24 protein-coding genes and 1 tRNA gene are annotated in these 25,155 nt (G+C 43.5%); 9 read left to right on the forward strand and 16 right to left on the reverse strand.

The window, feature by feature from the left end; genetic code table 11:
• Window positions 1-803: 803 nt before the first annotated feature.
• From BK120_RS23770 to BK120_RS23790, 5 genes are all read right to left on the reverse strand, one after another.
• Window positions 804-2,006 (reverse strand): trans-sulfuration enzyme family protein, encoded by a 1,203-nt coding sequence (locus BK120_RS23770; protein WP_256711003.1) that lies wholly within the window; start codon window positions 2,004-2,006, stop codon window positions 804-806.
• A 7-nt stretch (window positions 2,007-2,013) separates the two neighbouring features.
• Complete coding sequence (locus BK120_RS23775; RefSeq protein WP_076269999.1) at window positions 2,014-2,841, reverse strand: carbohydrate ABC transporter permease; 828 nt, start codon at window positions 2,839-2,841, stop codon at window positions 2,014-2,016.
• Window position 2,842: 1 nt separating this feature from the next.
• Window positions 2,843-3,733, reverse strand: a complete 891-nt coding sequence (locus BK120_RS23780; RefSeq protein ID WP_372239023.1) for a carbohydrate ABC transporter permease — start codon at window positions 3,731-3,733, stop codon at window positions 2,843-2,845.
• Between the two features lie 60 nt (window positions 3,734-3,793).
• A complete protein-coding gene (locus BK120_RS23785; RefSeq protein WP_144376838.1) occupies window positions 3,794-5,122 on the reverse strand; it encodes an ABC transporter substrate-binding protein in 1,329 nt (442 codons plus the stop codon).
• Window positions 5,123-5,217: 95 nt separating this feature from the next.
• Entirely contained in the window at window positions 5,218-5,898 is a 681-nt protein-coding gene (locus BK120_RS23790) for a FadR/GntR family transcriptional regulator (protein ID WP_076270001.1), read from the reverse strand.
• A gap of 275 nt (window positions 5,899-6,173) precedes the next feature.
• Between BK120_RS23790 and BK120_RS23795 the strand changes: the two genes are divergently transcribed.
• Both BK120_RS23795 and uppS read left to right on the forward strand, forming a co-directional pair.
• Window positions 6,174-6,968: a lipid II flippase Amj family protein gene (locus BK120_RS23795; protein ID WP_076270002.1), complete on the forward strand. Its 795-nt coding sequence runs from the start codon at window positions 6,174-6,176 to the stop codon at window positions 6,966-6,968.
• A gap of 33 nt (window positions 6,969-7,001) precedes the next feature.
• Window positions 7,002-7,718 (forward strand): polyprenyl diphosphate synthase, encoded by a 717-nt coding sequence (gene uppS, locus BK120_RS23800; protein ID WP_144376839.1) that lies wholly within the window; start codon window positions 7,002-7,004, stop codon window positions 7,716-7,718.
• Window positions 7,719-7,783: 65 nt separating this feature from the next.
• Here uppS and BK120_RS23805 read toward each other — a convergent pair whose 3' ends face one another.
• The gene (locus BK120_RS23805; RefSeq protein WP_076270004.1) at window positions 7,784-8,728 is read right to left on the reverse strand and encodes a ketopantoate reductase family protein; all 945 of its coding nucleotides are present in this window, start codon (window positions 8,726-8,728) and stop codon (window positions 7,784-7,786) included.
• Window positions 8,729-8,931: 203 nt separating this feature from the next.
• Between BK120_RS23805 and BK120_RS23810 the strand changes: the two genes are divergently transcribed.
• The gene (locus tag BK120_RS23810) at window positions 8,932-9,492 is read left to right on the forward strand and encodes a TetR/AcrR family transcriptional regulator (protein WP_076270005.1); all 561 of its coding nucleotides are present in this window, start codon (window positions 8,932-8,934) and stop codon (window positions 9,490-9,492) included.
• A gap of 74 nt (window positions 9,493-9,566) precedes the next feature.
• Here BK120_RS23810 and BK120_RS23815 read toward each other — a convergent pair whose 3' ends face one another.
• On the reverse strand, window positions 9,567-12,113 hold the full coding sequence (locus tag BK120_RS23815) for an adenosylcobalamin-dependent ribonucleoside-diphosphate reductase (RefSeq protein ID WP_076270006.1): 2,547 nt from the start codon (window positions 12,111-12,113) through the stop codon (window positions 9,567-9,569).
• 277 nt (window positions 12,114-12,390) lie between these two features.
• Between BK120_RS23815 and BK120_RS23820 the strand changes: the two genes are divergently transcribed.
• The 3 genes from BK120_RS23820 (at window position 12,391) to BK120_RS23830 (ending at window position 16,188) form a co-directional block, all read left to right on the forward strand.
• A complete protein-coding gene (locus tag BK120_RS23820) occupies window positions 12,391-14,214 on the forward strand; it encodes a DEAD/DEAH box helicase (RefSeq protein ID WP_076270007.1) in 1,824 nt (607 codons plus the stop codon).
• Complete coding sequence (locus tag BK120_RS23825) at window positions 14,211-15,170, forward strand: YqhG family protein (RefSeq protein ID WP_076270008.1); 960 nt, start codon at window positions 14,211-14,213, stop codon at window positions 15,168-15,170. The genes BK120_RS23820 and BK120_RS23825 overlap by 4 nt, the downstream gene beginning before the upstream one ends.
• A 124-nt stretch (window positions 15,171-15,294) precedes the next feature.
• Complete coding sequence (locus BK120_RS23830) at window positions 15,295-16,188, forward strand: hypothetical protein (RefSeq protein WP_076270009.1); 894 nt, start codon at window positions 15,295-15,297, stop codon at window positions 16,186-16,188.
• Here the strand turns inward: BK120_RS23830 and BK120_RS23835 are convergent.
• Window positions 16,179-16,373 carry a YqzE family protein gene (locus BK120_RS23835; protein WP_076270010.1) on the reverse strand — a complete coding sequence of 65 codons (195 nt, stop codon included), beginning with the start codon at window positions 16,371-16,373 and terminating at the stop codon, window positions 16,179-16,181. The two genes, BK120_RS23830 and BK120_RS23835, sit on opposite strands and share 10 nt — an antisense overlap.
• 136 nt (window positions 16,374-16,509) lie before the next feature.
• On the opposite strand from BK120_RS23835, the gene BK120_RS23840 reads away from it, so the two are divergent.
• Window positions 16,510-17,211 carry an N-acetylmuramoyl-L-alanine amidase family protein gene (locus BK120_RS23840; protein ID WP_076270011.1) on the forward strand — a complete coding sequence of 234 codons (702 nt, stop codon included), beginning with the start codon at window positions 16,510-16,512 and terminating at the stop codon, window positions 17,209-17,211.
• Here BK120_RS23840 and BK120_RS23845 read toward each other — a convergent pair.
• Together BK120_RS23845 and BK120_RS23850 are read right to left on the reverse strand one after the other, a co-directional pair.
• A complete protein-coding gene (locus tag BK120_RS23845) occupies window positions 17,176-18,084 on the reverse strand; it encodes a divergent polysaccharide deacetylase family protein (RefSeq protein ID WP_256711004.1) in 909 nt (302 codons plus the stop codon). The genes BK120_RS23840 and BK120_RS23845 overlap by 36 nt on opposite strands.
• Window positions 18,085-18,292: 208 nt before the next feature.
• Complete coding sequence (locus tag BK120_RS23850; RefSeq protein WP_076270012.1) at window positions 18,293-18,883, reverse strand: xanthine phosphoribosyltransferase; 591 nt, start codon at window positions 18,881-18,883, stop codon at window positions 18,293-18,295.
• An 82-nt stretch (window positions 18,884-18,965) separates the two neighbouring features.
• On the opposite strand from BK120_RS23850, the gene BK120_RS23855 reads away from it, so the two are divergent.
• Window positions 18,966-19,049 (forward strand) — tRNA-Leu (locus BK120_RS23855).
• A gap of 198 nt (window positions 19,050-19,247) precedes the next feature.
• On the opposite strand, the gene BK120_RS23860 is transcribed toward BK120_RS23855, so the two are convergent.
• Entirely contained in the window at window positions 19,248-19,742 is a 495-nt protein-coding gene (locus tag BK120_RS23860) for a DUF2199 domain-containing protein (protein WP_076270013.1), read from the reverse strand.
• A 263-nt stretch (window positions 19,743-20,005) separates the two neighbouring features.
• On the opposite strand from BK120_RS23860, the gene BK120_RS23865 reads away from it, so the two are divergent.
• A complete protein-coding gene (locus BK120_RS23865; RefSeq protein ID WP_076270014.1) occupies window positions 20,006-20,614 on the forward strand; it encodes a transglutaminase-like domain-containing protein in 609 nt (202 codons plus the stop codon).
• Between the two features lie 39 nt (window positions 20,615-20,653).
• Here BK120_RS23865 and BK120_RS23870 read toward each other — a convergent pair whose 3' ends face one another.
• From BK120_RS23870 to BK120_RS23890, 5 genes are all read right to left on the reverse strand, one after another.
• Window positions 20,654-21,538, reverse strand: coding sequence for a GNAT family N-acetyltransferase (locus BK120_RS23870; RefSeq protein WP_076270015.1), 885 nt, complete (start codon window positions 21,536-21,538; stop codon window positions 20,654-20,656).
• A 121-nt stretch (window positions 21,539-21,659) separates the two neighbouring features.
• Window positions 21,660-21,866 (reverse strand): hypothetical protein, encoded by a 207-nt coding sequence (locus BK120_RS23875; protein ID WP_144376840.1) that lies wholly within the window; start codon window positions 21,864-21,866, stop codon window positions 21,660-21,662.
• A gap of 133 nt (window positions 21,867-21,999) precedes the next feature.
• On the reverse strand, window positions 22,000-23,379 hold the full coding sequence (locus tag BK120_RS23880; protein WP_076270017.1) for an ADP-ribosylglycohydrolase family protein: 1,380 nt from the start codon (window positions 23,377-23,379) through the stop codon (window positions 22,000-22,002).
• A gap of 30 nt (window positions 23,380-23,409) precedes the next feature.
• Entirely contained in the window at window positions 23,410-24,222 is an 813-nt protein-coding gene (locus BK120_RS23885; RefSeq protein WP_076270018.1) for an MBL fold metallo-hydrolase, read from the reverse strand.
• Window positions 24,223-24,304: 82 nt separating this feature from the next.
• Window positions 24,305-25,147 (reverse strand): sugar phosphate isomerase/epimerase family protein, encoded by an 843-nt coding sequence (locus tag BK120_RS23890; protein WP_076270019.1) that lies wholly within the window; start codon window positions 25,145-25,147, stop codon window positions 24,305-24,307.
• Window positions 25,148-25,155 lie beyond the last annotated feature (8 nt).

Consider the following 25,155-nt stretch of genomic DNA (forward strand, 5'->3'; position numbering starts at 1 on the left):
GTAATAGATCCCGCTCTTTGAACACTTCAGCTCATATTGCTCAACTTTCGGATATGGATTCCGCTCTCTTAACACTTCAACTCATTTTACTCGTCTTTCGGATATAGATCCCGCTCTTTGAACACTTCAGCTCATATTGCTCAACTTTCGGATATAGATTCCGCTCTTTGAACACTTCAACTCATTTTACTCGTCTTTCGGATATAGATCCCGCTCTTTGAACACTTCAGCTCATTTGCTCAACTTTCGGATATAGATTCCGCTCTTTGAACACTTCAACTCATTTTACTCGTCTTTCGGATATAGATCCCACTCTTTGAACACTTCAACTACTTTGCTTGTTTTACAGACACAATTTCTACTCTTTGAACACTTTGCCTCATTTTGCTCGTCTAACAGACATAGGTTCCGCTATTTGTGAATATTAGCCCATTTTGAGAGTTTTACGGACATAGGTTCCGCTATTTGCTATAAATCTGTGTAATATCGGGGGTTTTATCGCAAATAACGGATCTCATGTCCGTTACATACTCACAAACCCCCTTTAACCGTATTTTAGCGGAACTGATGTCCGTTATCACTGCTCAAAACCTCAAAAACTCGAGACTGCTCCCCACTTGCTACGCTCTGCTAATTCAAAAAAGCCACTTCAGAAGAAGTGGCCTTGAAGATGTTCGCAAGATATTCGCATAATTTTCAAAGGATGTCCCCGCCAACCTTCGTTCCAATAAAATAATACTGCTGCTCGCTATAGCTAATACGGTGAAATAGCAGATATCACTCCCGCCGAGTCACTATTTGACCTAGTAAGCTTTTACTAGCTTCCACGCTCTCTCCATATCATCGATTAGCGTATACGGATCTTCCATTCCGATGTACAATCTGGCTACTGAAGGGTTTGTTCCGTCCGGGTTTCTACGCTCAGGCGTTGTATTGACCGTAACGAGACTCTCATAACCGCCCCAGCTGACTGCAATCCGGAAATATTGCAGCGCATCAGCCCACTGCTTCATGACAGTAACGGGAAGCTTGGATTCGAATGAAAACAAGCTGCTGTATCCGTCCAGTTGTTTTTGTGCCAACTCATGCTGAGGGTGTGAACGAAGACCTGGATGGTTTACGCGATTGACCATAGGGTGTTTCTCCAAATACTCCGCGATGATCATGCCGCTCTTCTGATGGCGCTCCATACGAAGCGGAAGCGTACGTAAACCACGAATCATTAACGACGCTGTATGAGCCGTCATGATTCCTCCTAGCAGCATATACCCTTTGTTCTCAATTTTACTAATTAGCGCAGCACTTCCAGTTACAACTCCGCCCAGACAATCACTATGTCCTGAAAAAAACTTAGTCATCGAATGCAGCACGAGATCGATGCCCATAGTCAAAGGCCTTTGGAAGCAAGGGGTTGCCCAGCTGCCATCTATCATTGTAATGATCCCTGTTTTTTTCGCCAGCTCAGCTATTCCTTCAAGATCCTGCAGCTGGAAAAGGCCTGAAGTAGGGCTTTCCACGTATATAATTTTTGTATTTGGCTGTACTGCATCCTCGAAATCGGAGAGCAAACTGCCATCTACATAAGTGACTTCAACCTGATACCTCTCTGACATTTCGTTTAGAAACTCTCTTGTTGGCCCGTAAGCCTGATCAACACAGATGACATGATCGCCTGAACGAAGCAGCGCATGCAGCGTTCCTGCAATTGCAGCCATACCCGATGCGAAGCAGCGCGACTGCTCACCGCCCTCCAATTCGGCGATTTTGCTTTCCAAATATTTTACCGTTGGATTGTTGCCTCGGGAATATACGTTGGCAGCTAATACATCCTGCATCGCATGATCGAAGGTTTCATGATTCTCGAAAGTAAATAAGCTATTTTGATAGATCGGTATGGTTACCGCACCGTAATGTTGTTTATCTACCTGATCGTGAGAGACTTTTGTATGCAGTTGATTATCCATTTCTTTTCTCTCCATCATGTCATTTCCCTCTATCCATTCCATGAATTTATTATCCTTTTTCTGCTCCCTGTGTTAATCCCTCTACGATGAAACGCTGGGCAAAAGCGAACAATACGACGGTAGGAATGACTGATAGTACCGTTCCAGCCGACATTGCACCCCAATCGACATCAAATTTCATAACGAAGGAGTTCATAGCTACCGGCAACGTCTTCAATGCCTCGTCATCGATAAACATGACAGCCATAAACAGCTCATTCCAGTTTTGTACAAATGCAAAGATGAAGGTTGAAGCAATGCCCGGCAACATGACCGGAATGATTACTCTTAACAACGCCGTCAGACGCGAACAACCATCAATCATGGCTGCCTCCTCTAAGCTGCTCGGAACGCGTTGGAAAAAGCCTCGAAGCATAATTGTTGAGAATGGAATGAGCATGACCGTGTAGCAGATAATTAATGACATCCTTGAATTAATCAAATCCAAGTCCGCCATCAATAAGTACAATGGAGCTAGTGCAATAAATCCCGGAAGCATTTGCGTAACGAAAAACGCCATCATAATCTGTTTATGCCCTCTAAACTGAAAGCGGGCCATGACATATGCGCTTAGAGTCGCTATAAAAATAACGATAGCAGCAGCAAGGACGGCCACTAATAAGCTGTTGAAAATGTAAATATGGAATTTCGATATTTTAAAAATCTGGATGTAGTTATCCAGCGTGAATTGCTTTGGCCAATATTGAAGCGGGAAAGAGAATATATCCTTTTGAGGCTTAAGTGAAGTAATGACGATCCAGTATAAAGGAAATACCATGATTACAAAATGCAACGCTAGATACAGCACCTTCAGACCTGTCAGTATGCGTGGCTTCATCTTAAAAATCACCCACCTTTTCCGACTTGGTCACAAACAAATAGAAAATCGTGTACAAGATTAGAATGCCGATCATCGTAACACCAATTGCCGATGCCATCCCGTAGTCCCCGCCGTAAATAATTTTATCCAGCATTAATGAGGATAAAATATGAGTTGTTCCCGCAGGACCGCCGTTAGTCAAACCGTAAATAATCGTTGGGTCATTGAATATCCATATCGCTCTGAGCAACGTCGTTGCGATAATCGTAGGAAGAATAAAAGGAAAGGTGACATTAACAAACTTGCGAATGCTCCCCGCTCCATCCATATCCGCTGCCTCATACAAATCAGCTGGCACCGATTGAAGTGCCGCAAGCAGCATGATTGCAAAAAACGCGATCCCGTACCATACATTAGCGATAATGACCGATGACATCGCCCAATCTGGATCAGAGAGAAAACCGATTCTAGTATCAATAAGACCGAGGCGCATTAAAAGATCATTAATAACGCCCATTTGGGAGTTGAACATCCATTTCCAAATCAAGCCGATTAAGAAACCAGATAAAGCCCAAGAGTAAAAGATAAATCCTTGATATACCCCTCTGCCTTTAAACGGTTTACGCAAAATCAGTGCAAGTGAGAGGCCAATCAAAAATTGAAACGTTAAGGAGAAAAACACCCAGTATGCGCTATTCGTCATTGCTTTCAGAAACTTAGCATCTTGGAATGCGGTTACAAAGTTCTGGAATCCGATGAATCGAACGTTCGTCAGATCGAACAGAACGTAGTTCTGAAACGCCATGACTACCCCTTGCAGGAATGGATAAAACGTAAATATGAGCAGCAACACCAAAGCTGGTAGCAAGCTGAGCAAAATATACGTTCGCTGCTTTCTCAATGCAATCACCGCCCTTGACTTAGAAAATGCGATGGGCGGCTGCTGAGCCACCCATCACTATTTTTCAGATTATTTGTTCATGTCCGCTTTCGCTTTCGCCCAATATTCATTCCACTTCGTTAACGTATCCTCAACTGAAGTTTGACCTAGCAGCATCGCCTGACCACTTTCCATAGCGACGGTACCCCATTGTCCATTAGCAGGATATTCGAACGGCGGTTTGAAATTGATGAACGTATCCGGTTTGTTCGTCATATCAAGCAAAGTTTTGTAAGGTCCTTTTTGGAAAAACTCATCCTCTGTAGCAGAAGAGTGGATCGGTACAGTACCATGGCTTTTGGATAGCTGTGTATTCTCCTCAGGCGAGGAAAGGAACGTAATTAATTTCCAAGCAGCTTCTTTGTTTGTCGAGTGGGAAGTGATACCCCAGCCTGCTCCACCTGCAGAAATCATCGCTTTGCCTGATGGGCCAGTAGGCATTGGAGCTGTTGCCCAAGTGCCTTCTTGCATGTTCTCGCTCAATACTTGAATAACGTCCGGATCTTGCAAAAGGAATGCTGTTACACCAGAAGTAAATGCCTGTACCTGCTCTTGGAAGCCCCAGTTAATGGAATCCGGAGGTGATCCTTCTTTGTACAGCTTCACATATAGATCTAATGCCGTTTTGGCTTCTGGAGAAGAGTAGATTGTTCCGCCATCTTTCAGGAACATCGCATCATCAACATTGATCTTGTCTGCGTCGTACGCTTGAATCAATGTATCTGGAACACCGTTGGCACCAGGACCGCCACGGAATGAGAAGCCATAACGGTTCTTCGCAGCGTCCGTCAGCTTAACCGATGCATTAACTAACTCTTCGTAGGTAACCGGAGCATTGATTCCCGCTTCCTTCAACCAATCTGCACGATAAAACAATTGGCGCTGATACAATCCGTTTGGTATGAAGTAGAGCTTATCCTTGACGGAAGCAACGGATTTAGCAACAGCCGTTACAGTGCCAAAGTCGCTCCATGAGCCTGTATAATCGTTCAATGGCTCTACGTAGTTGTTATTTACGAATTCCGCAACGTTAAGATCGCGTACTTCCAAAACGTCTAGCGGTTGTTTGGCGGCCAACATCGTTCTGATTTTGTTATCAGCCTGATCAAACGGTGGAGAAATCAATTCAACCTTGATGTTCGTGTTCTGTGCCATGAATTTGTCGATGCTTGCTTTAATCAATGCTGTACGACTCGGGCTGGTCAAGCTTTCAATCATGCGAAGCGTAATTACTTTCTCTTTACTTCCGCTGTCAGGCTTTTTCCCATCATTTGAAGAACTGCAAGCTGTAGTGAGAGTAAAAACCATTACAGCCGTCAAAGCGGATAACATCCATGTTTTCATTGGTTTACCAAACATATGAATCCCCCTAGAGACATAGTGTCATACTATCTACCTGTATGATAGGTTAAATATAATGTAAGCACTTTCAACTTGTCAATAACTAATTTTAATTAATAATGGCGTATCGTTTCCTCGATAATATCCATCATTTTATTAAATTCGGCTAATGCATGCTGTACATCATGTTTGGCAATACCATCAAACAACGTACGATGGAACGGATACGTGTTATCAAATAATTCCTTAACGCCGAACGGGCCAGCAAAGAAACGTTTAATTAATTCAGAGATAGATTCATAGACGCTGTGAAGCAGCGGATTAGCGGCAGCATCATAAATATGCTGGTGAAACTTATAGTCAATTGCCGATGTATCCAGACCTCTGTTTTTGCACACATCATACTCTTCTAAACACAGTCTCATCTTCTCGATTTTTTCGTTGCTAATCCGTATAGCAGCAAGCTCTACAGCCTTTCCTTCCAAAGCTCTGCGCACGTCAAGAATATGAAGAAGAAACTTCTTCTCATTCTCAATTTTCACCTTTCCGCTATAGCGATAGGACTCAGAATCATTAACAAATATACCTTTTCCATTCACCACTTTAACAATATCGATAGCTTCAAGATACCTCAGTGCTTCGCGCAAAGAGGAACGTCCTACACCTAATAATTTTGTCAGTTCTTCAGCTGATGGAAGCTTGTCTCCCTCCTGCAAGCCTTTAACCTCGATGTATTTTTGAATCTCTTCTGAGACCAACTCATGAACATTTTGCTTCTTAACCTTCTGAATCATTTCTATCATCCTTTTTACCTTTCAGATAGGTGAATCTTATTCGATTATATGTATTTTGTCAATAAAGCGCTCTCTTTTTTGCAAGCATTGCTTACAAGCCGATAGAGTCTGAGTTTACCATTTTCACAATTAATATTTTGCTAGATGAGAGATGAGAACGCTCCTTCGAACATAAAATAAGAAAAACTTGCTTATTTACTTTCTATTTTTTAATTTCGGTATTTCCTATTTAATGATAGTAGAATCTTACCTCCATAAGGGAAAGAGGTGCTGCCATGCTTGAGCAGATTATTCTAGTTAGCAGCTTTACATTTATTATTCATTTTGCAGAAACGATTACATACTCTCTTCGATTAGCTGGCGTACGTATGGGAAAAATAGCAGTCGCTATATCGTTAACCGGCATTATCCTGCTCGTATCGCGAACAGCCAACATGGTGCAAGCACCGCTTATGGGAAAGCTCATCGATTCTGCCAAAACTTCCATGGAGTATTCACTGATTGAGCAATTTCGAATCATAATTTTAAGCGCATCTCTAGGAACAATTGCTGCGATGCTAGCATTTCCAACCGCGGTGATGCTGGCTAGACGAGTCATTGCCCATTTGGAGGTAGCAGGCTCTATCCCAGGCTTGCTGAGAACAACGGTATCCATTGAGAAACTTAAAAACTCGCGTTCACACATCCGTCTGCCAAAGCTGGGAATGCTGGCGCGATTAAGAATTGGCGGAATTCCGAAACGATTGTTTTTACTCAACATTATCGTAACCGCGGTCTATACGATTGGCGTGCTGGCCGCTTTACTCGCTTCTTCTATGACGACCGAGCATGCGATTTCCGCTTCTCAATCATCAGGGCTAATTAATGGGGTAGCAACGATTTTGCTAGCACTTCTTATTGATCCTGAAATCGGCTTATTGACGGATAAAGTGCTAAAGGGAGAGAAAAAAAGCGCTGCGTTAACTAAAGTATTCGGTCTGCTTATGTTGTCCCGTGTGATGGGCACCGTGCTGGCACAATTACTGCTCGTACCGGCAGCAACTTTGATTTTGTGGGTCGTATCTAGATAAAAAAGAATGTTAACTTGCTTGAGGAGGAAAGTCATGCTGTGGTCACATTTATTTTTCAAGCAGGATCGTTACAAGTATTTTCCAAAACACATCGCGATCATTATGGACGGCAACGGGAGATGGGCAACTCGCAAAGGGCTGCCGCGAAACGTTGGCCACTTTTACGGGATGAAAACGATGCAGAAAATCATAAAAAGATCGATTTCGCTAAAGCTTAGCTGCTTGACCTTATATGCATTTTCAACGGAGAACTGGAGACGGCCCAAAGCCGAGGTTGATTATTTATTGGAGCTGCCTATCAAATATTTTCAGAATCAAACGATCGACGAACTAAACAAAAAAAATGTAAAAGTAACTTATATCGGCGATATTAGCTCGTTTCCTGCTCATACGGTGGATGTCATTCAGCGAACCTGTGAAATAACGAAAAACAACACTGGCATGCTTCTAAATATGGCTCTTAATTACGGGGGGAGAACTGAAATTCTGCAAGCTGCAAAAAAGCTCATCGCAAGCGGAGCAGACCCGCTCACTTTCGATGAACAATTTGAGAAAACGATCGCTACCTCCGATTATCCGCCAGTTGATTTAATCATTCGGACAAGCGGTGAAAAGAGGCTGAGCAACTTCCTACTATGGCAGGCAGCGTATGCTGAATTGTGGTTTACAGATAAAAGCTGGCCGGATTTTAACTATGCCCTATTGAACGATGCGATACAAAATTATTCAAAAAGAAAAGAACGGGAATAATGAACCTGCAAAGACCAACCCTTCACCTATACGAGGAGAATGGTCTTTTTTGCTTGAAAATCATGCTAGTTTTGTTTCGCTATTTCTACAAACTTGGCATTGAATTGCTGAGCAATCTCATCCAAATGTGGAGTTAAAACATTAGATTTTTGTTTTAAAATAGCAAACTTATTCATTAACGCTGCGATTTCATAGGGGGACCCATCGATCAGTTTGGTAATCGGCGACATATGGTATATTTTCAGAAAGCTGTATACCATCCCTCTATAATTGCGAATAAACTTAACTTGGTTTGCTGGTATGATTGTATAACCTAATGATTCCAACACTTTAAAGCCTTCATCTATTGCTGTAATCATTTGCATGAGCAGCTTTTTGTTCTTCGCTATTTTTTTGAATTGGTTATCGCTTGTTATGCTAATTGCGTTCATCGCCAGTATGGTGACGATATGACTTTTAAGCCAAGCATCCATATCTTCTTGATAATCTAATTTGTATTTTACTTTTTCAAAGGCTTTTTCTAGTAATGGTTTAAATGACAGCTCCCCTTCTAAACTGCCAAGCACCATATGTCCGCCTCCACGTATACAGATCATTCGATCAGCTTCTCGACGACCGCCGCTAAGCTGGAATCCGAATACTATATTTTTTTTCACGGCACTATTTTTCTGCAAGTCATTTTGCATTTCATGAGCGTCTGCATTATTGCCTACAAGCACAATATGACTGCTTTGATTTTGCGCCAGAATTGGTAGTACTGATGGAAAATCATTGTATTTCATAACCACAAAAATGAGATCATACATTTCTTCTGATGACAAATGATGAATAACTCTCACTTTGTCCACCGTCGTCTTACGCTGAAAATAATGACGAATAACGATGCCGTCTTTCGTCAGCTCTTCATATCTTTTTCCTCTGGCAAGTACGGTAACGTCATTGCCTCCACGCGCTAACACATGTGCAAGATAGCTGCCTAACACCCCTGCGCCATAAACTAATATTTTCACAAAGCATCTCCGCCCTATTATATATTTCAAGTGAAATGAACATCGCTCTATTTTTTTGAACATTCGTTGATTAAACAACATCTGTTCAATATAATGATCTTATCAGCGCAGATGCTGCTCTTCAATCGGTAAAATCGGCGAAAGTGTTGATTAATCAACAGATCGAGAGCAAATGTCTAAAACTGCTCAAAAGGAGTCACACTTTGGATAGACGAGTACTCAAAACAAAAGAAGCCATCATGAAGGCTTTTGTCGAGCTAATTGCAGAGAAAAATTTTGAGCAAGTAACCATTAACGAAATTGCAGAACGTGCCAACGTAAACCGAGGTACCGTTTATTTGCATTATGTAGACAAGCTTGATCTGCTGGATCAATGTATAGAGGCATATTTAACACAATTGTTTGAGAGCTGCATGCCTGCTGAAGACACAGCCCAGCCTTCTGCCAAAACATTGATTCTTCGAACATTCAAGTATTTGGAACAGCACGCCTTCATCTATACGACACTGTTAACGAGCAAAGGTGTTCCTACATTTCGAAACCGACTGATGGAAGGCATGCAGCAAGGTATTGAGGATCATCTTGATATGAGCGGCATCAATCAGGATATGAACAAGGAGATTATGGTGCAGTTTCTGACTTCAGCGGCAATTGGACTGCTGGAATGGTGGATCATTCGCTCCATGCCCTATCCTGCTGAAGATATCGTCGAACAATTGTGGACGCTGCTGGAGCGTCATCATATCTTTCCAGAGCCAGCCTAACTCTTTTGCATTATTGGAAAGACTACACAAAATAAAAAAGAGAACCATGAGGTTCTCTTTTTTTGCTTGCCCTATCAATTACACTTGCTAAAGCCGCACTGCGTACACTGCTTGCAGCCTTCTATATTAATAAGCGCTGCCGAACCGCAAGAGGGGCACAAATCTACGGAAGTAGTATCTGCAGCAGCTTTGGAAATCGTCGTATAATCCACAGACGCAGCTTCTTCTCTTTGAACTATTTTCGCTGTCGTCTCCTGCTCCGTCCCATTCTCCATATGAATCTCAAGCGATTTTGCAACGGCATCCGCAATGGACTCCACTCGGTTAACTCCGAATCCTATCGCTCCCGATCCGCCGATTCCTTTCAAATGTTTGACGAGCAGCTTCACCTTGTTTCCATGATCGCCATAACGCAGAAATAACGAACACACACGCCCTAATGCTTCAGCCATCGCAAACACATCCGAACCTGCCTTGCCTACGTTCAAGAAAATTTCTGCCGGTGTTCCATTGAGATCATTGATCGTAATATAAGCCATGCCAAATGGTGTGTTCACCTTATAGGTCGCACCCCGCAGTACCTGCGGTCTGCGTTTATACTGCTTATCCAGCTCCTGCTCGGGTTGCACCGCTGCTGGGACAACGGCTTCCACCAAATCCGCGTCAAATGGTGCTTCTGTTTTCTCTTCTTTAGACGACGTTGAGAGAACTTGAACATCACGACTGCCATCTCGGTAAATCGTCACACCCTTGCAGCCGAGCTCAAAAGCAAGCTCATACAATCTGCCCGTTTCTTCCACAGTGAAATCTGCCGGGCAATTCGCTGTTTTGGAAATCGAGCTGTCCACCCAGCGCTGTATAGCCGCCTGTACCCGAATATGATCCTCAGCCGACAAACTCATCGAGGTTACAAAATAATCTGGTAGCTCCTCCCCCGGATGAGACGCTTTCCAAGACGCTGCTATTGGAACATCTTGTTTGTCAAAACCAAGACGACTCTGACGATAGTATTCGAAGGCAAAATAAGGTTCGATTCCGGTAGACGTCCCGACCATTGTTCCCGTGCTTCCTGTTGGCGCTTGTGTAATGACCGTCACATTTCGCATGCCGTTCAAGGCCACACTGTCGCCAATCTCCGGAAATTCGGCTATCAATTGCTTCATAAATCCGCTCTGTACATATTTATCAGCTTCAAACGCTTGGAATGAACCTTTCTCAGCTGCGATTTCCGAAGACGCCAAATAAGACTCCCTAGCCATAAATCCATATAGCTTATCTAGAAAAACCAATGACTCTGCGCTGCCATATCGGATACGCAGCTTAATCATAAGCTCAGCTAGTCCCATCGTTCCGAGCCCGATACGCCGCTCAAGCTTCTGATTGCGCTCATTTTCTTCAAAATGATAAGGTGTTTTGTCGATGACATTATCAAGGAACCTTACAGACCAGCGCGTAACGTTGGCAAGTTCATCCCAAGCAACGTCATGCTTCTCTTCATCATAAAACTTCGATAGGTTTACAGCTGACAAGTTGCAGACGCCCCAGCCCGGCAAGCCTTGTTCACCGCAAGGGTTCGTACTAATAATGGGATTGAAATACCAGCTGTTCGACATTTGATTATAATACTCCATAAAGACAACGCCGGGCTCAGCTGACTTCCAAGCGGATTCAATAATCGCTTGCCATATTTCACGAGCGCGCACCGTTTTGTATGGGATAACCTTTTTGCCAAGCTTGCGCCATGCATCCAGATCGCCGGTCCATAGCTCGTTATACTCTATATCTTTGGTATCTGGAAATACGAGCTCCCATTCCAAATCTTCCTTTACAGCCCGCATAAAAGCGTTGCTAATACATACCGACAGATTGGCATTTGTCACTTGCCCCATCGTTTGTTTGACTGTTATAAACTCTAATACGTCCGGGTGCCAATCATTGATCATAAGCATCAAGGCGCCTCGGCGGCTGCCGCCCTGCTCAATGAGTCCCGTTGCATAGCTGAACAGCCCACCCCATGATACAGCACCGCTCGATGAACCGTTCACGCCTGCAACAATCGCTCTTCGAGGTCGCAGCGAAGATAAATTCATCCCAACGCCGCCGCCGCGCGCCATAATTTCAGTCATCTCCGTGAGCGTTGTCATGATGCCGCCGCGGCTATCCTTCGGTGAGGGGATGACATAACAATTAAATAGCGTCAGCTCTTCACTAGCTCCAGCCCCCGCTGCAATTCTCCCGCCCGGAACCAGCTTCCAATCATCTAATAAATATCTGAATTTGTCCCGCCAATCCTTTTGCTTCTCTGATCCATCTTCAACAGATGCCATCGCATCTGCAAGACGATCCCACATTTCCTCAGGCGTTTTTTCAATCGTAAGCGTAAGTTTCTCTATTGTAGACTCCACATGCTCGCCGTTTCTAAGCTTTACGGTGACCTTGCTGCCATCACGGGCGATAACTTCTCCGACTTCCTTGACAGGAAATTTCGGATCATCCTTCGTTAGAACAAGCACGATATCTCCGATCGCCGTTTTACTCGTATCTGCATTTTTCCAAGCATATCGATCCAAAAAGATTTTCTCACTAAGTCCCTCAAGTCGATTTCCACCAGACATCTCCATCGCAGCTGCTTCCTCCCTCATACTAACGTGCTGAAGGCATAGGTTAGATCAGATATGCTTTTAGCACAATATATTGTGTCATAAAACCATTATACTATACTACATATTGATTTTCATGCTCGTTTGTGGCGAAATTTAGCAAACCTGTCCGCTTACATGCCCACTCTCGTTATATTGCTAGTCCATCCTCTTTTTTAAGCAGCATCTTATTAATATTAGATGAAAAGGCAATACTAATAACAACTTATCCCTTTTACTGCGGAAGGAGCTGTACTAGATGACATTTCAGACGACGCCGCAGGCTGCCTCAGGTGAAGCAGGCACGGCCTTTACTTCTCGCAAGCTTCATCCTTTAGTTGAGCTGCAGCATGACCGCTCTTGGTTTGAAGAACTGCAAAACCGTTTAACAAAAGGCGGCCCATGGGATGATTGGACGTTATATCAGCTCGCTATGGAAGCCGAGCAAGCGAAACGAATTGAAAGCTTCGAAGAATTGTTATGCTTGCGATCGCTTCCAGCCTTCGAACCAATGGCACATCAAATCAGCACAGCGCGCAAAGTGGTGCATGAGATGGGCGGCCGTGCGATTTTGGCCGATGAGGTTGGCCTTGGCAAAACGATCGAAGCAGGACTCGTGCTCAAAGAATATATTGTGCGCGGTTTAGCTAAGCGTATTCTCATTCTTGTCCCCGCTTCCCTTGTGCTTCAATGGGTGCGCGAGCTTAATCAGAAATTCGGCATCTCTGCCGTAGCCCAGAAGAAGGAGCATACATGGGGATATGATGTAGTTGTCGCTTCTATCGATACCGCAAAGCGTGATCCGCATCGCGAGATTGTGCTTGGAACAGATTATGACATCATCATCATCGATGAAGCACATAAGCTGAAAAACAAGAAAACGACGAACTATCAGTTTGCTAATCTTTTACGCAAAAAATATTGCTTGCTCCTTACGGCTACCCCAATCCAAAACGATATGGACGAGCTGTTCAATCTCATTACGCTGCTCAAGCCTGGTCAGCTCGGCGGTCAAAGTGAATTTGCAGCAAACTTTGTTGTCGACAAGCGGCTTCCGAAAAATGAAGATCAGCTGCAGGAAGCACTCTCCGGTGTCATGATTCGGAATCGGCGCGGGGACGGCGGCATTCATTTCACGAAACGTTTTGTCAAAAATATACCGCTTACTCTCTCAGAAGAAGAGAAAGCGCTGTACGACGCGGTGACGGGCTTCGTCAAGGAACGGTATGAAGAAAGCGGCGGCGATTTATCAAGCATGCTCTCACTCGTTACCCTTCAGCGTGAAGTTTGCAGCAGCCGCGATGCGGTGTTTCTAACGCTTGTTAATCTATTTAAGAAAACGTCCGAGGACTCCCCTATGCGTCCAAAAATATGGGAGCTCGTAGAGAAAATTCGTAATATCAAAGCCAATACCAAAGCAGAAAAAGCGATGGAGCTTGTCAAAGAAATGGATGACAAGGTCATCATTTTCACTGAATACCGGGCTACTCAGGAATATTTGCTGCAGTTTTTCCGTGCTCAAAATATGATTGCCGTCCCTTATCGCGGCGGTATGAACCGCGGCAAAAAGGATTGGATGATGGATTTATTTCGCGGGCGCGCGCAAATCCTCATCGCAACGGAAGCTGGCGGCGAAGGGATAAACCTGCAATTTTGCCACCACATGATTAATTTCGACCTGCCTTGGAATCCAATGAGAGTCGAACAACGAATTGGGCGGGTGCATCGCCTTGGGCAAACGGAAGACGTAAAAATCTACAATCTGTGCACAATCGGCACCATTGAAGAGCATATCGTCAACCTATTGCATGAAAAAATTAACCTGTTCGAGCTTGTTATTGGCGAGCTGGATCATATTTTGGAGCGCTTTGAAAAAGGGGATGGCTCGCTGGAGCAGCGGCTTGCTCGAATGCTGCTAGAATCGGGCAACGATACGGATTTAAAACAAAAAATCAATCATTTGGGCTCCTCCCTCAGCCGCATTCGTGAAGAGGTGCTGACAGGCGAAAACCCGCTGCCGACAAGTCCTGACCTGCTAGTGAATTTGGATACGCTTGGACAAACCGTGGAGGTGCAGCCTTGAACGAAAAACAGGTGCACAAATTTGTAAACCGCTATTTAGAAGCTACCGAATGCTCAATTTTAGAAAAGTCACCAAGCCATTTCACGGTGAAGCTCTCTCCTCACGCCGACCGTGAGCTTACGAATCGTCCCTACTACTGGAGCTTCGTCGATCGCGTCGACGCAGAACCTGAGACGATGACATTCTTGTTTGTAACGGACAAGAACAAATATGACGCTGCCGAGGAGCTCAAAAAAATTGAAGTCGTGAACACCGAACAGGATGCTGCGCTAAACGCGCAAGATACTGCAGCGAATGCCGCTCTTGGGCGTTCGCTAGGCTTTATTCACGGCAGCTTGGCAGCACCCGTTCGCATTCCGCGCGAAGACTTGTTTTTTGGCGCACGCAAGCTTGAGCAAATATTTGATGCGGCAAAAGCTAAGGGCAGCTTCGTCCACTTGTTTCAGGAGCCAGACAAACGCTCGAACAATCCCTTTACCTCGACCCCTTACACGGCATGGCTGTCTGTCAATATGCGGGTAGAGTTCGCTTGTGATCGCAAGCGCGAAGAAATTCATAGCTACGGTGTCTCGCTCGCAACTGGACAATGTGTAGAGCATTTCTACGATCGCTTGCTTACGCATAAGCTTACGCCTCGCCTGCCGGCAAATATTCACATCACCAAAAATGGGCTCTCCTTTAATAAAGCGCTTAGCATTGTAGAGCAAACGTTGGAGCGCAAGCTTCGCAGCTATGATTACAGCTGGGCTGAGAGTGCATCAGCAAGGTTGAAGGAAGAGCTTGACCGAATTAACGGCTACTACGAGCCGCTTGTTAAGAATGCTATCGAAGAAAACAAACCAGCAATTGAGGAGCAATTCGCTCAGCGTCAATCCGAAATCAGATGGCAATATGAGCCTAGGGTGACTGCGTCCGCCATTAACTGCGGCATCTTTCATCTCGAGGGTATCGATTGACATGGATCTGACGTTATCCGCAGCAATACGTCAAAAAAAGGCGGTCACAAGGCCGCCCTTACGCGACAGGTTGCAACAGCCTTCTTAAAGCTTGTCCTATACAATGATATGGAGGTGATTAATTATGCCAAAAAAATTCATTAAGCTTACAGCGGCATGTGTTTTGACCGCTATTGTATTGTATGCAGGCGGATTGCAGCCACAAGCTGCTGCAGCCGTTTCTAATCCTACAACCGTTTATGAGCCTGTTCAACAGCAAGCGCAGCGCTGGGTCGAAGAACTGGCTGTACAGCCTTCTTTTGCCGCATGGAAGAAGTCGACGCTTATTGTTTCTCCTATTGGCCCTGGAACGCATAGCTGGCTTGTGCTTGTCATGCAAAATAAGAATACTGTCGGTTATCTTGTCGTTAATGCGGTGGAGTCAGGTGGATATCAGCTAGGTGAATACGGAACAAACAGTCATCCATTATTCGATGAAAACACACTTACACGAGCGATTAAGCAGCTCGAGCTTCTAAAGCCTGCAACCCAAATTGATCGAATATATGTTCATCCTCTCCTCGCCGCATGGAAAATAACGACAGAGAAAGAAACGTATTATGCAGATGCCGTCAGCGGTGAATCGCTCCCTGCCAAGAAGGAAGATTGGACAAATGCTGCCGCAGCTAAGCTTGATAAAGCGGCTCCATTACTTAACTCTCAGAAAGCAGTCCTTATTAAACAAGTCTCGCTGCCGTCATTTAATCCATTCGATAAGCTTGCCTGGCTAACGAATAAACCCATCACATTCAGCTCTAATTCCTACACAACTCTCTTTGCCAAAATAAACAACAAAGAACAGCTCCGCTTTACCGCTGAGCTGTTTGATGGCCAGATGTTATATGTCTGGTCTGTCGTCGGATATAACAAATGGGACAACGGGCAAATCTATGTCGCGCTTGAAGCAAGCGAGGACGGCTCTGATCGCCGCTATATTCCCCTTCAGCTTTTAATCGAGCTTGGGCACTTTTACCGATGACGCTCAGCGCGTCCACGCCACCATAACATTACACTCACTGGTCCCCATCCGAACCAACGCGTCAGCCAAGGCTCTCTCCGAGATTTGGCTAATACGTTGGTTTGTTTCCGTTCTTCCCTTGGTGTTTCTATATAATTTATAAATTTTTCGGTCATAAATTTTACGTATTCATCGCCTTTTGCCATGCTAATCAGTCCTTTCAATACCGTATGAATTAATAATTTAAGTTTGCCCCTTAACCATCCAATCTAAACATGCATGAGTTTCCCTCCAAACAGCCACGCTAACCGTATGTCAAAGAAATCTGGAGGAACAATCAGCATGTTTCGTAAAATGGCACTAACCTTTGTTGTAATATGGCTGGCTGCTTCCAGCAGCTCATCCAGCGCTTTTGCATGGCCTCTTTTGCCGGTAGGCAACAATCAGGATTGGGCGCTTCCGTCAACTGTCGTCATCATTGATGCTGGGCATGGCGGGATTGACGGGGGAGCCTCATCAGCTGATATTTTAGAAAAGGATATTAACTTAGCTGTTGCGCGTAAGCTGTATTTCATTTTGCGAAGCCAAAACATACCGGCTGTACTCAATCGAACCGGCGACTATGCACTCAGTGACGATAATCGTTGGCATAATACACGCTCGAGACATCGTAAAGATTTATCACAGCGCCGGCAATTAACCGATGAAATTGAAAGTGAACTGCTCATTAGCTTACATGTCAATTGGTCTAAGAAAAGTATGCAGAAAGGCCCTTTAGTGCTGCATCAGAGCAGCGGTGAAAGCTCATTGCTTGCATTTTGCATACAAGATGCGCTTAATCGACAACAAAATACGGCTTTCCTCCCAAGGGAAGGAAAACCGTTTTATCTACTCAGAAGGGTGCAAGACCCTGCTGTTATCGTAGAAATGGGCTTTATTAGCAGCGAGCATGATCGTACGATGCTGACAGATCCGCAGCGTCAGCAAGAAGTTGCTGAGGCCATTGCCTCAGGGATTAGGCAATACAAGTGGATCGTTCATTGATTCTCCGCCAATAAGTGCAGTCAACTTCACGAATCTTACGGTAGGCTGCATCGCAGGTATGGACTGATGAAGAACCGAGGAGGTATATTTCCCAGGTGCTCCAACATGTCCGATTGTGATGCAGCTGTCATGTGACTCCAAATGCTTGCGAAGCACGCCGATTTGCTTGGAAATATGCTGAACGGTATAAACGTCATCAAGAAAAACATCATTGGAGACTGTCGGTACGCCCAGCTCTTTGGCTAATTTGGGAACAACCGTTTTGAAGGTGGTCCGGCTATCTAGAAAAAAGAGCCCCCGTTCCTTGCACACGCTGAGCACAATTCGCATCATTCGCTCATCTGCTGTCACCTTTGAGCCCATATGATTATTCATCCCGATCGCATGAGGCACATCGTCAATGGCATCCTCTACCCGTTTACGCACCTCTGCATCGCTTAAATCAGTCGTAAGCGCTCCAGGGCCTAACCAGCTTTTTAGCCCTTTGTTCGGTTCCATCGGCATATGAACAATGACATCGTGGCCAAGCCTATACGCTTCCTCTGCATCCTTCTTAGTCGTTGGCATAAAAGGCATAATCGCCGCTGTGATTTTGACTGGAAGCTTCATCATTTCCTCTGTTCCGCTCATGTTATTGCCAAAATCGTCAATTACGATTGCCACTGGCTTCCGTTCATCTACTTGTGCAGCCGTACTTATCCCTATAGCAGAACTTTGAGCAGAAACATGACTATAGCTCAGCGGGCTCATAGCAGCTGAAAATGCACTCAGCAGCAAGACTGCCGCAGCAGCCGTCTTAGCAACCGATGACCTTCTCATTTTACGAAATTTCTGTATTTCTCTTTCCTCAATTACATTATGCTGTCTGCTCATTGCTGCACGCACCTTTCACCGTTTGCTGTTATTGTTTGTGAAAATGCTGGAAAATATGCGAATGCAGCATAATATCAGAAGCATAAACCTAACTTATAAATATAAAAAAAAAGAGACCTGATTTAGGCCTCTCTTGTCATTGATTCCTATTTATAATTTGTTCGTACTTAAATTACTGTGAGCAATTTAGTTACATACAACTTGTTGTTTAAGCGTGAGCGACTGGATGAGGAGCGAATGTTACTTTTCCGCCTGCTAATGATGCCACTCTTGCCAATGAATGTACAAGATAACCATGCTCGATCAGCTTTTCACGTCCTGGCTGGAACGCCTTCTCGATCACGATGCCAATACCAGCTACCGATGCACCCGCTTGCTCAACGATTCGAGCCAAACCAAGCGCTGCATCGCCGTTCGCTAGGAAGTCATCTATAATGAGGACACGATCTTCGGCTGACAAAAACTTGCGAGAAACAGTAACTTCACTTTCCTCTTGCTTCGTAAAGGAATAGATTTTCTCGGTATAGAGATCATCTTTAAGTGTCAGCGACTTGCGTTTACGCGCAAATATTAACGGCACGTTCATTTGCAGAGCGGCCATAACCGCAGGTGCAATGCCTGAAGACTCCAGTGTGAGCACCTTCGTAATTCCTTGCGCTTCGAATAGGGAAGTGAACGTTTTACCTATGGCAAGCATAAGCTGCGGATCTACTTGATGGTTTAAGAATGAATCCACCTTCAATACATTGTCATTAAGGACGATTCCTTCTTGCATGATTTTTTGCTCTAATTGCTCCACAGCATTTTCCCCCATTTTTATAAAATATTGTTGACTATTCCAGCTTACTCATGATACGATATTTTTTGTTAAAACATGTTTTGCGGTCGTGGCGGAATTGGCAGACGCGCTAGATTCAGGTTCTAGTGGTGTAACAGCCGTGGAGGTTCGAGTCCTCTCGACCGCATCCTTATTGGTTTTATAGACTATTTTAGACGATGTTTAATCTAGTGGTCAATATCAGACCCCGTTTTGTAAATTTAAACCACTTCCTTATCATGAGACTTAATTCATGACAGGGAGTGGTTATTTTGTTGCATAAATTTGCAATTCACTCATTCTTATTGAAAATAGAAGTTCATAAAAGTCAGTTTTCATTGGCTATTCAATCGTTCATGTGGTGATTGGTTAAATGAGCAATCTCTATTACTCTCTCCATTGTAATTCCTTCTCTTTGTTCAACTGCAAGGGGATGATCCGTCTGTTCTAGTTCTATTAACGGCACGGCGCCTACTTCTTGTGTATGTACCATTGTTTTCAACGACAGTGTAGATATTGGATATATTGAAAGTTCCGTCGACAACCATCCAAAATATGGTTGTTCATTTTCTCTTCCTTGTACATTCAATAATTCATTGGATTTCAAAAAATTTTCACCGCTAAGTGAAACCCAAACACTCCATATAAATTTTTCATTACTATTAATAATTGGTATTTCTATGTGTCCCCTAATATAAAAAAACTGTTCATCAATTACGCAAAAATCTCTAATTAACTCAGTTCTTTGCTCTTCTGGCACCTTGTAAAAATAGTCTGGCGCTTCAATTCCGTAACATAAAGGGACTTCTATTAATTCGTTGTTGCAATGAGGGCATTTCATCGTTTTTACTCCTGCCTGTTTTCTAATATTTTTAAAACCACTAAATTATGTTAATTTCTAAAGTGCTTTACCTCTAAATTTTACCGTATATAATTGCATTTTCTCAATAATAATCCGTTCTATTGTACCATATTACATTTCATTATTCAGTCGTAAAAAACTACTAGGTTAACAATGGTTGAACGAAATTACATGTTGTATATTAATTCATTTAACTGCATAATAATTCCTAAGGGTAAACTAATAACTGGAGGCATTATGCTATGAACATATCGTGTGAATCGGATAACATAGAAGATTATTTGGAGGAGACAGAAGTCATCGATTTCAGTCACCCGACAATCACCAATTTATCAGATGTATTATTTTCTAGATCATCTAACGAAGTCGATTTTATAAAAAATACTTACGAATTTGTTCGAGATCAAATAGCGCACTCTTGGGACATTCAAAGCAAACGGATAACATGCAGCGCTTCAGAAGTCCTATTTTATAAAGAAGGTATTTGCTACGCCAAATCAAATTTATTATCTGCACTGTTAAGAAGCAAAGGGATTCCAACAGGATTTTGTTATCAACGACTCACAATCGGGGATACACCCGACACAGGATACTGCATTCATGCTCTTAATGCCGCTTATATCAACAGCATTGGAAGATGGGTACGCTTTGATGCTCGAGGAAATAAAGCCGGCATTGCTGCAGAGTTTTCTTTAACTGAAGAAAAATTAGCTTTTCCTATAAGGCAACAATATAACGAGATAGACTATTTAGAAATATATAAACAGCCTAACTCTAAAACGATTCAAGTACTTAAACAAAATACAAACGCTATTCATATGTATTTGAATGGATTGCCTTCTGAGCTTTAGATTCATTTCGAGGCACTTTTCAGCATCCATAAGTATTGTTTAATAATCGTCGGGTGGAGCACTTAGTCTTGTATCCGATCTAAAATATTTAATATAGTGGTCGTAAAGCGCCGTTTCTTCAAACCCAAGGCTTTCATATAATGTTTTCGCAAAATTACCTTTTGCAACGTCAAGGATTACCTTTTCTTCACCTCTGCTGATGATTTCATTAACCAGGTATTTCACAAAAACTCTTCCATAACCGCGTGATTGATGTTCTATAGAAATAGCAACGGTACATATTTTATTCCCTTCAATTTTTCCTATTGCTACTATAGTATTATCAAATATCATTACAAACATATTATTTTTATTTTGGGCAAACTGTTCGCGTTCCCATTCCACAGGTTTATAAAAAAACGAAGGATACAATCCTATACGCTGTCGCATATGATAGAAAGCTAATTCGCAAATTCTATCCCATTCAAAATAATCATTCTCTTCATAATTTCTAACTATGATGTTATCTGAAGGGAATGATTCACCCGTTCGCTCCATAATGTAAGAGGATAAATATAATCTGTATCCATTATTGTCCAAAAGACTTATTAAATCAGTGTCACGATGAGAACACGTAAATATGGTATGCTCTACTTTTTCATTTGGAATAAGCATTTTTTCATATTCTTGTATTAGCATTGAGCCGACATCCGCTGCTTCATACTCTTTGTTCACATATAATATGGCCTGAGGTTTTCTGCCGAAACCATTAAATGAAAGAAACCCAATGGTAGTAGTATTATTGAGTGCAACCAAAATATTATCTTTGTTTCCTTTTTCATCATTATAAAATATATTCAATAGATGATTGTAGTTAAGCAGCATGCGTTCGATTTGAGCTTTATCTCTTTGAGGATCATATTTTTGTATAATAATTTGGTTCAACTCTTACACCTCGATTCTGTTTTAGTTCAATCCATACACTTGTCAAAAACTCTTTTGAATTCCTCATTCTTAATTAAATATCCAATTAACTCTTCAATACTTCAACAAACGCTATTAACTCTTAAAAAAATAATTTATTTATACTGTCATTGATTTTCTTGTCTACATTCTCTCTATCAGCACTGCCTTGGTCGTAGGCTTTATTTAATTCTTCAGCAATTTTCTCAGCAAAAATTTTATCCGTCATTCCTTTTATGATCTCTTTTCGGCCAGCTACAATGTCCCATTTCTGTTCTATCGCATTCAGTCTAACTTCATAACGCATCAAATGATCTCCTCCAAATAAAGCTCTTATTATAAGATGAAATGATTACCCTTTTCTCCCAGTATACAATAAACCCAACACCTTGGCGGTATTGGGTTTATTGTATTTGTATCGCTTTCAAATTGTAGCAACTCCATTACTTCAAATAAGGATTATTTGCAATCAATTTCACCGTTCGCTCTGCCAAATGAGAAAGAGGCACGATGCCGAAGCCATCTACGCCTGAACGAATTTTATCGTTTAACGGCTTCACCCATTTCTCGGGTAGTTGGCTCGCTCCTTTTTGCATACCTACAATAGAACCTGCGGTAGCCGCATTGCAATCTGTGTCAAAGCCCGAAATGATTGCTAAACCTATTGTTGCTTCCAGATCACCTTCACCATACAGCAGAGACGCGGCCACAATCATCGCATTTGAGATCGTATGGCACCAATGATGTGCGTTGCTTTCATCATATTTATGGTGGATACGCTCTACTACTGAATCAAAGGTCACCTGCTCCTCGTACCAGCGTAACACCGTCCGAATATCGTCAGCAAGCCGGCAATTGGCAGGAATTTGACCGAGACCTGCTCTGATCACATCCTGCCTGTTGTCCGTCACGGCAGCCATGGCCAGCATAGCTGCAGTCCACATAGCACCGTAGATGCCATTTTTCACATGCGAGATCGAAGCGTCTCTCCAAGCCATTTCAGCTGCTTTCGCTGGATTTCCAGGATTAATGTAGCCATACAAATCAACTCGAATTTGAGCGCCAATCCACTCTCTATAGACATTGCGATATGTAGCTGAGAGTGGTGGATCTAAGCGATTAACGAGATTCCGGTAAGCAATGCGTTCTGCAGTACAGGTGCGCAGCAAAGGCAATAGGTTAAGCCATGTTTCTGCTACATCGTCAGGAGAGAAGTCATAGCCGAATTTTTCTAATACAGCAAGGCTGATGATCGTATAGTTCATATCGTCGTCCTCGACCATATGCTTCACATTATTAATCCAGCTTACGAGCTCGTTTCCGTACGACCCGCCCTCGTTGATGACGCCGTACTTTTCCGCAATTTCAGGATCCATTTCGGATGAAATATAATAATGAACTGGAAAATTGTTTGTTTCCTTCAACAAGCCTGTAATTCGTTCCTTTCTCCACCCTTCGATCGGCTGCCCCAATAAGCAGCCTGCGGATCGACCGAGCCATGCACCATACATTTTATCCGCTAAATCTTCAAATAGAGCAGGTTGATTCACCGGGAATTCGGCAACTGGTCTTTCCGCTACTATTTCCGGCAGGTTAGAAGGCTCAACAAACGGGAAGTCAGCTCTTAAAGGCAGCTTCCCTATTTCGTCGATATAAGCCGCAGCCATTTGTTCACGTTGCGGGTCATTCCACGGCATGGAAGCCAGCTTCTCATACGTAGCAGCCAATTCTGCGCTGATCTGTTTCCCCTCGTCCATTGCCTGCTGCCTTTCAATTTCAACATGATGGCTGTATTGCAAGTAATACTGCTCGGAGGCTTTCATGAACGGCATTCACTCCTTTCAGGAACCGTATTAAAGCTGCAAAATCATACCGTCAAAAGCTACTATGATATCCTCTTGATCAAAAAACTGCGTAAGATCATCGTGCAGCAATCCTATATTGTGAGAGAAATGTGTGACCACAACCTTGTTTTCTCGGCTGAATATTCCCTTGCTGCGTAACCGATTCCTAATATCAAGAACGGCTTCGATGTTGAGATGTCCTCCTGTAAACGGCAGATGGCCATTCGTACAATCCAATATAGCGAGGTCCAATTTCGTCTGTTCCAGCCATCGCCATGTTTCTTCAGGAAGAAGCCCGGTATCGTGTCCATAAAAGATGCGCTTTCCATCCTTTTCGATTAGAAAGAGCAAACAGGTTTCATCGGGATCATGATTTGCCGGCAGCGCCGTCACCTTGGCATTTCCGGTATCGACGGTTTCGAACAGATCTATTTTTCGCAGCACCAACCGCTCCGCATCTGGTCTGCCAACAGCATCGCGGCATTTGCGAATGACTGCATCGTGGCCGTAAACATGCAACGGCGCATCCAATCCATGGGCATAAACAGGCATCCGCATCTCCAAATCCTCTGCACGAAGATGATCCAGATGCGTGTGCGTGATGAACAAATCCTTCACAAGACCGAGATCGATGCCGCCCGTCAAAACATGATGAAGCGTATCTGGCGGAAAATCAACCTTTAACACGCCATCAATAAGGACAGAGCTCCGTGTTCTCACATTTTTCCCGCCAAGCTCTCTTGCCTTCAAGCAGTGCACACAACGACAAAACATCGCAGGAAAACCTTCCGCAGCAGCAGTGCCAAGAAAATGCACCTTCACGATATATCTCCTTCCAAATCGTTCTTAAGTTTTGGTCGTAGACACAGAATCAACTAACTATCCTTTATCATTTAATGCTTTCTTAAAGGCCTGCCACTATTCGTGTTACATGATTAACTGCTTCAGTAGAGCCAAGCTTAGGCTCTTCTTCGCCTTCGAACTCTACGGTAAACCATCCGTCAAAACCTGATTTTTTCAGCTCGCCGAAAATATACTTCAAATCGACAGCGCCTTCTCCAGCAATTTTCCCTAGAAACAGCTCCCCCGTTAAAGACCGAGTGACGCCGCCAGCCGTACCTTCCGGCACTGGTAAAAAGTCCTTAACATGCACATGACCAACATATCCATTCAGCTCATCAATCGCATCGCTAGAGCTTTGGCCAACGAGCAGAAAATTTCCGGTATCAAATGTGCTTCGCAGCGCATGAGAATTAACTTGTTGGATAATAGCCATAACCTGGTCGCTGCGTCCTGCAAATAACCCGTGATTTTCTAGGCAAAGTGTTACACCTTTCTGTTCGGCATAATCAGCCGCTGCACGAAGTCCATCAATTACGAATTGCATTCCCTGCTCAAACGATATGGAGTCATTGGGTAAATCCCCTGAAAATACACGAACGACCTTGGCTCCAAAATGAACAGCCGCGTCGACAGCATCCGTTACTTCCTTTAATTGTGCTTGCCTTTGTGAATCATCTGCTACCACAAAGTTGTTGCACGCGCTGAAGCACGCAACCTGCAAACCATATTTACGAAGCGCTTCATCGATTAGTGGGATATCCTTCTCCTTTTCCTTCCAAAAACAACTGAGCAGCTCCACTCCCTTAACCCCTGTCTCGGAGGCAAATGCTAGAAAATCAACGGTATCCCATTTTCCCTCATACCAATATTTATGCACGCTCCACATACTCAAGCTAACGTTCAAACCAATCA

The sequence above is a fragment of the Paenibacillus sp. FSL A5-0031 genome (assembly GCF_001956295.1).
In the GTDB taxonomy this organism is placed as follows: domain Bacteria; phylum Bacillota; class Bacilli; order Paenibacillales; family Paenibacillaceae; genus Pristimantibacillus.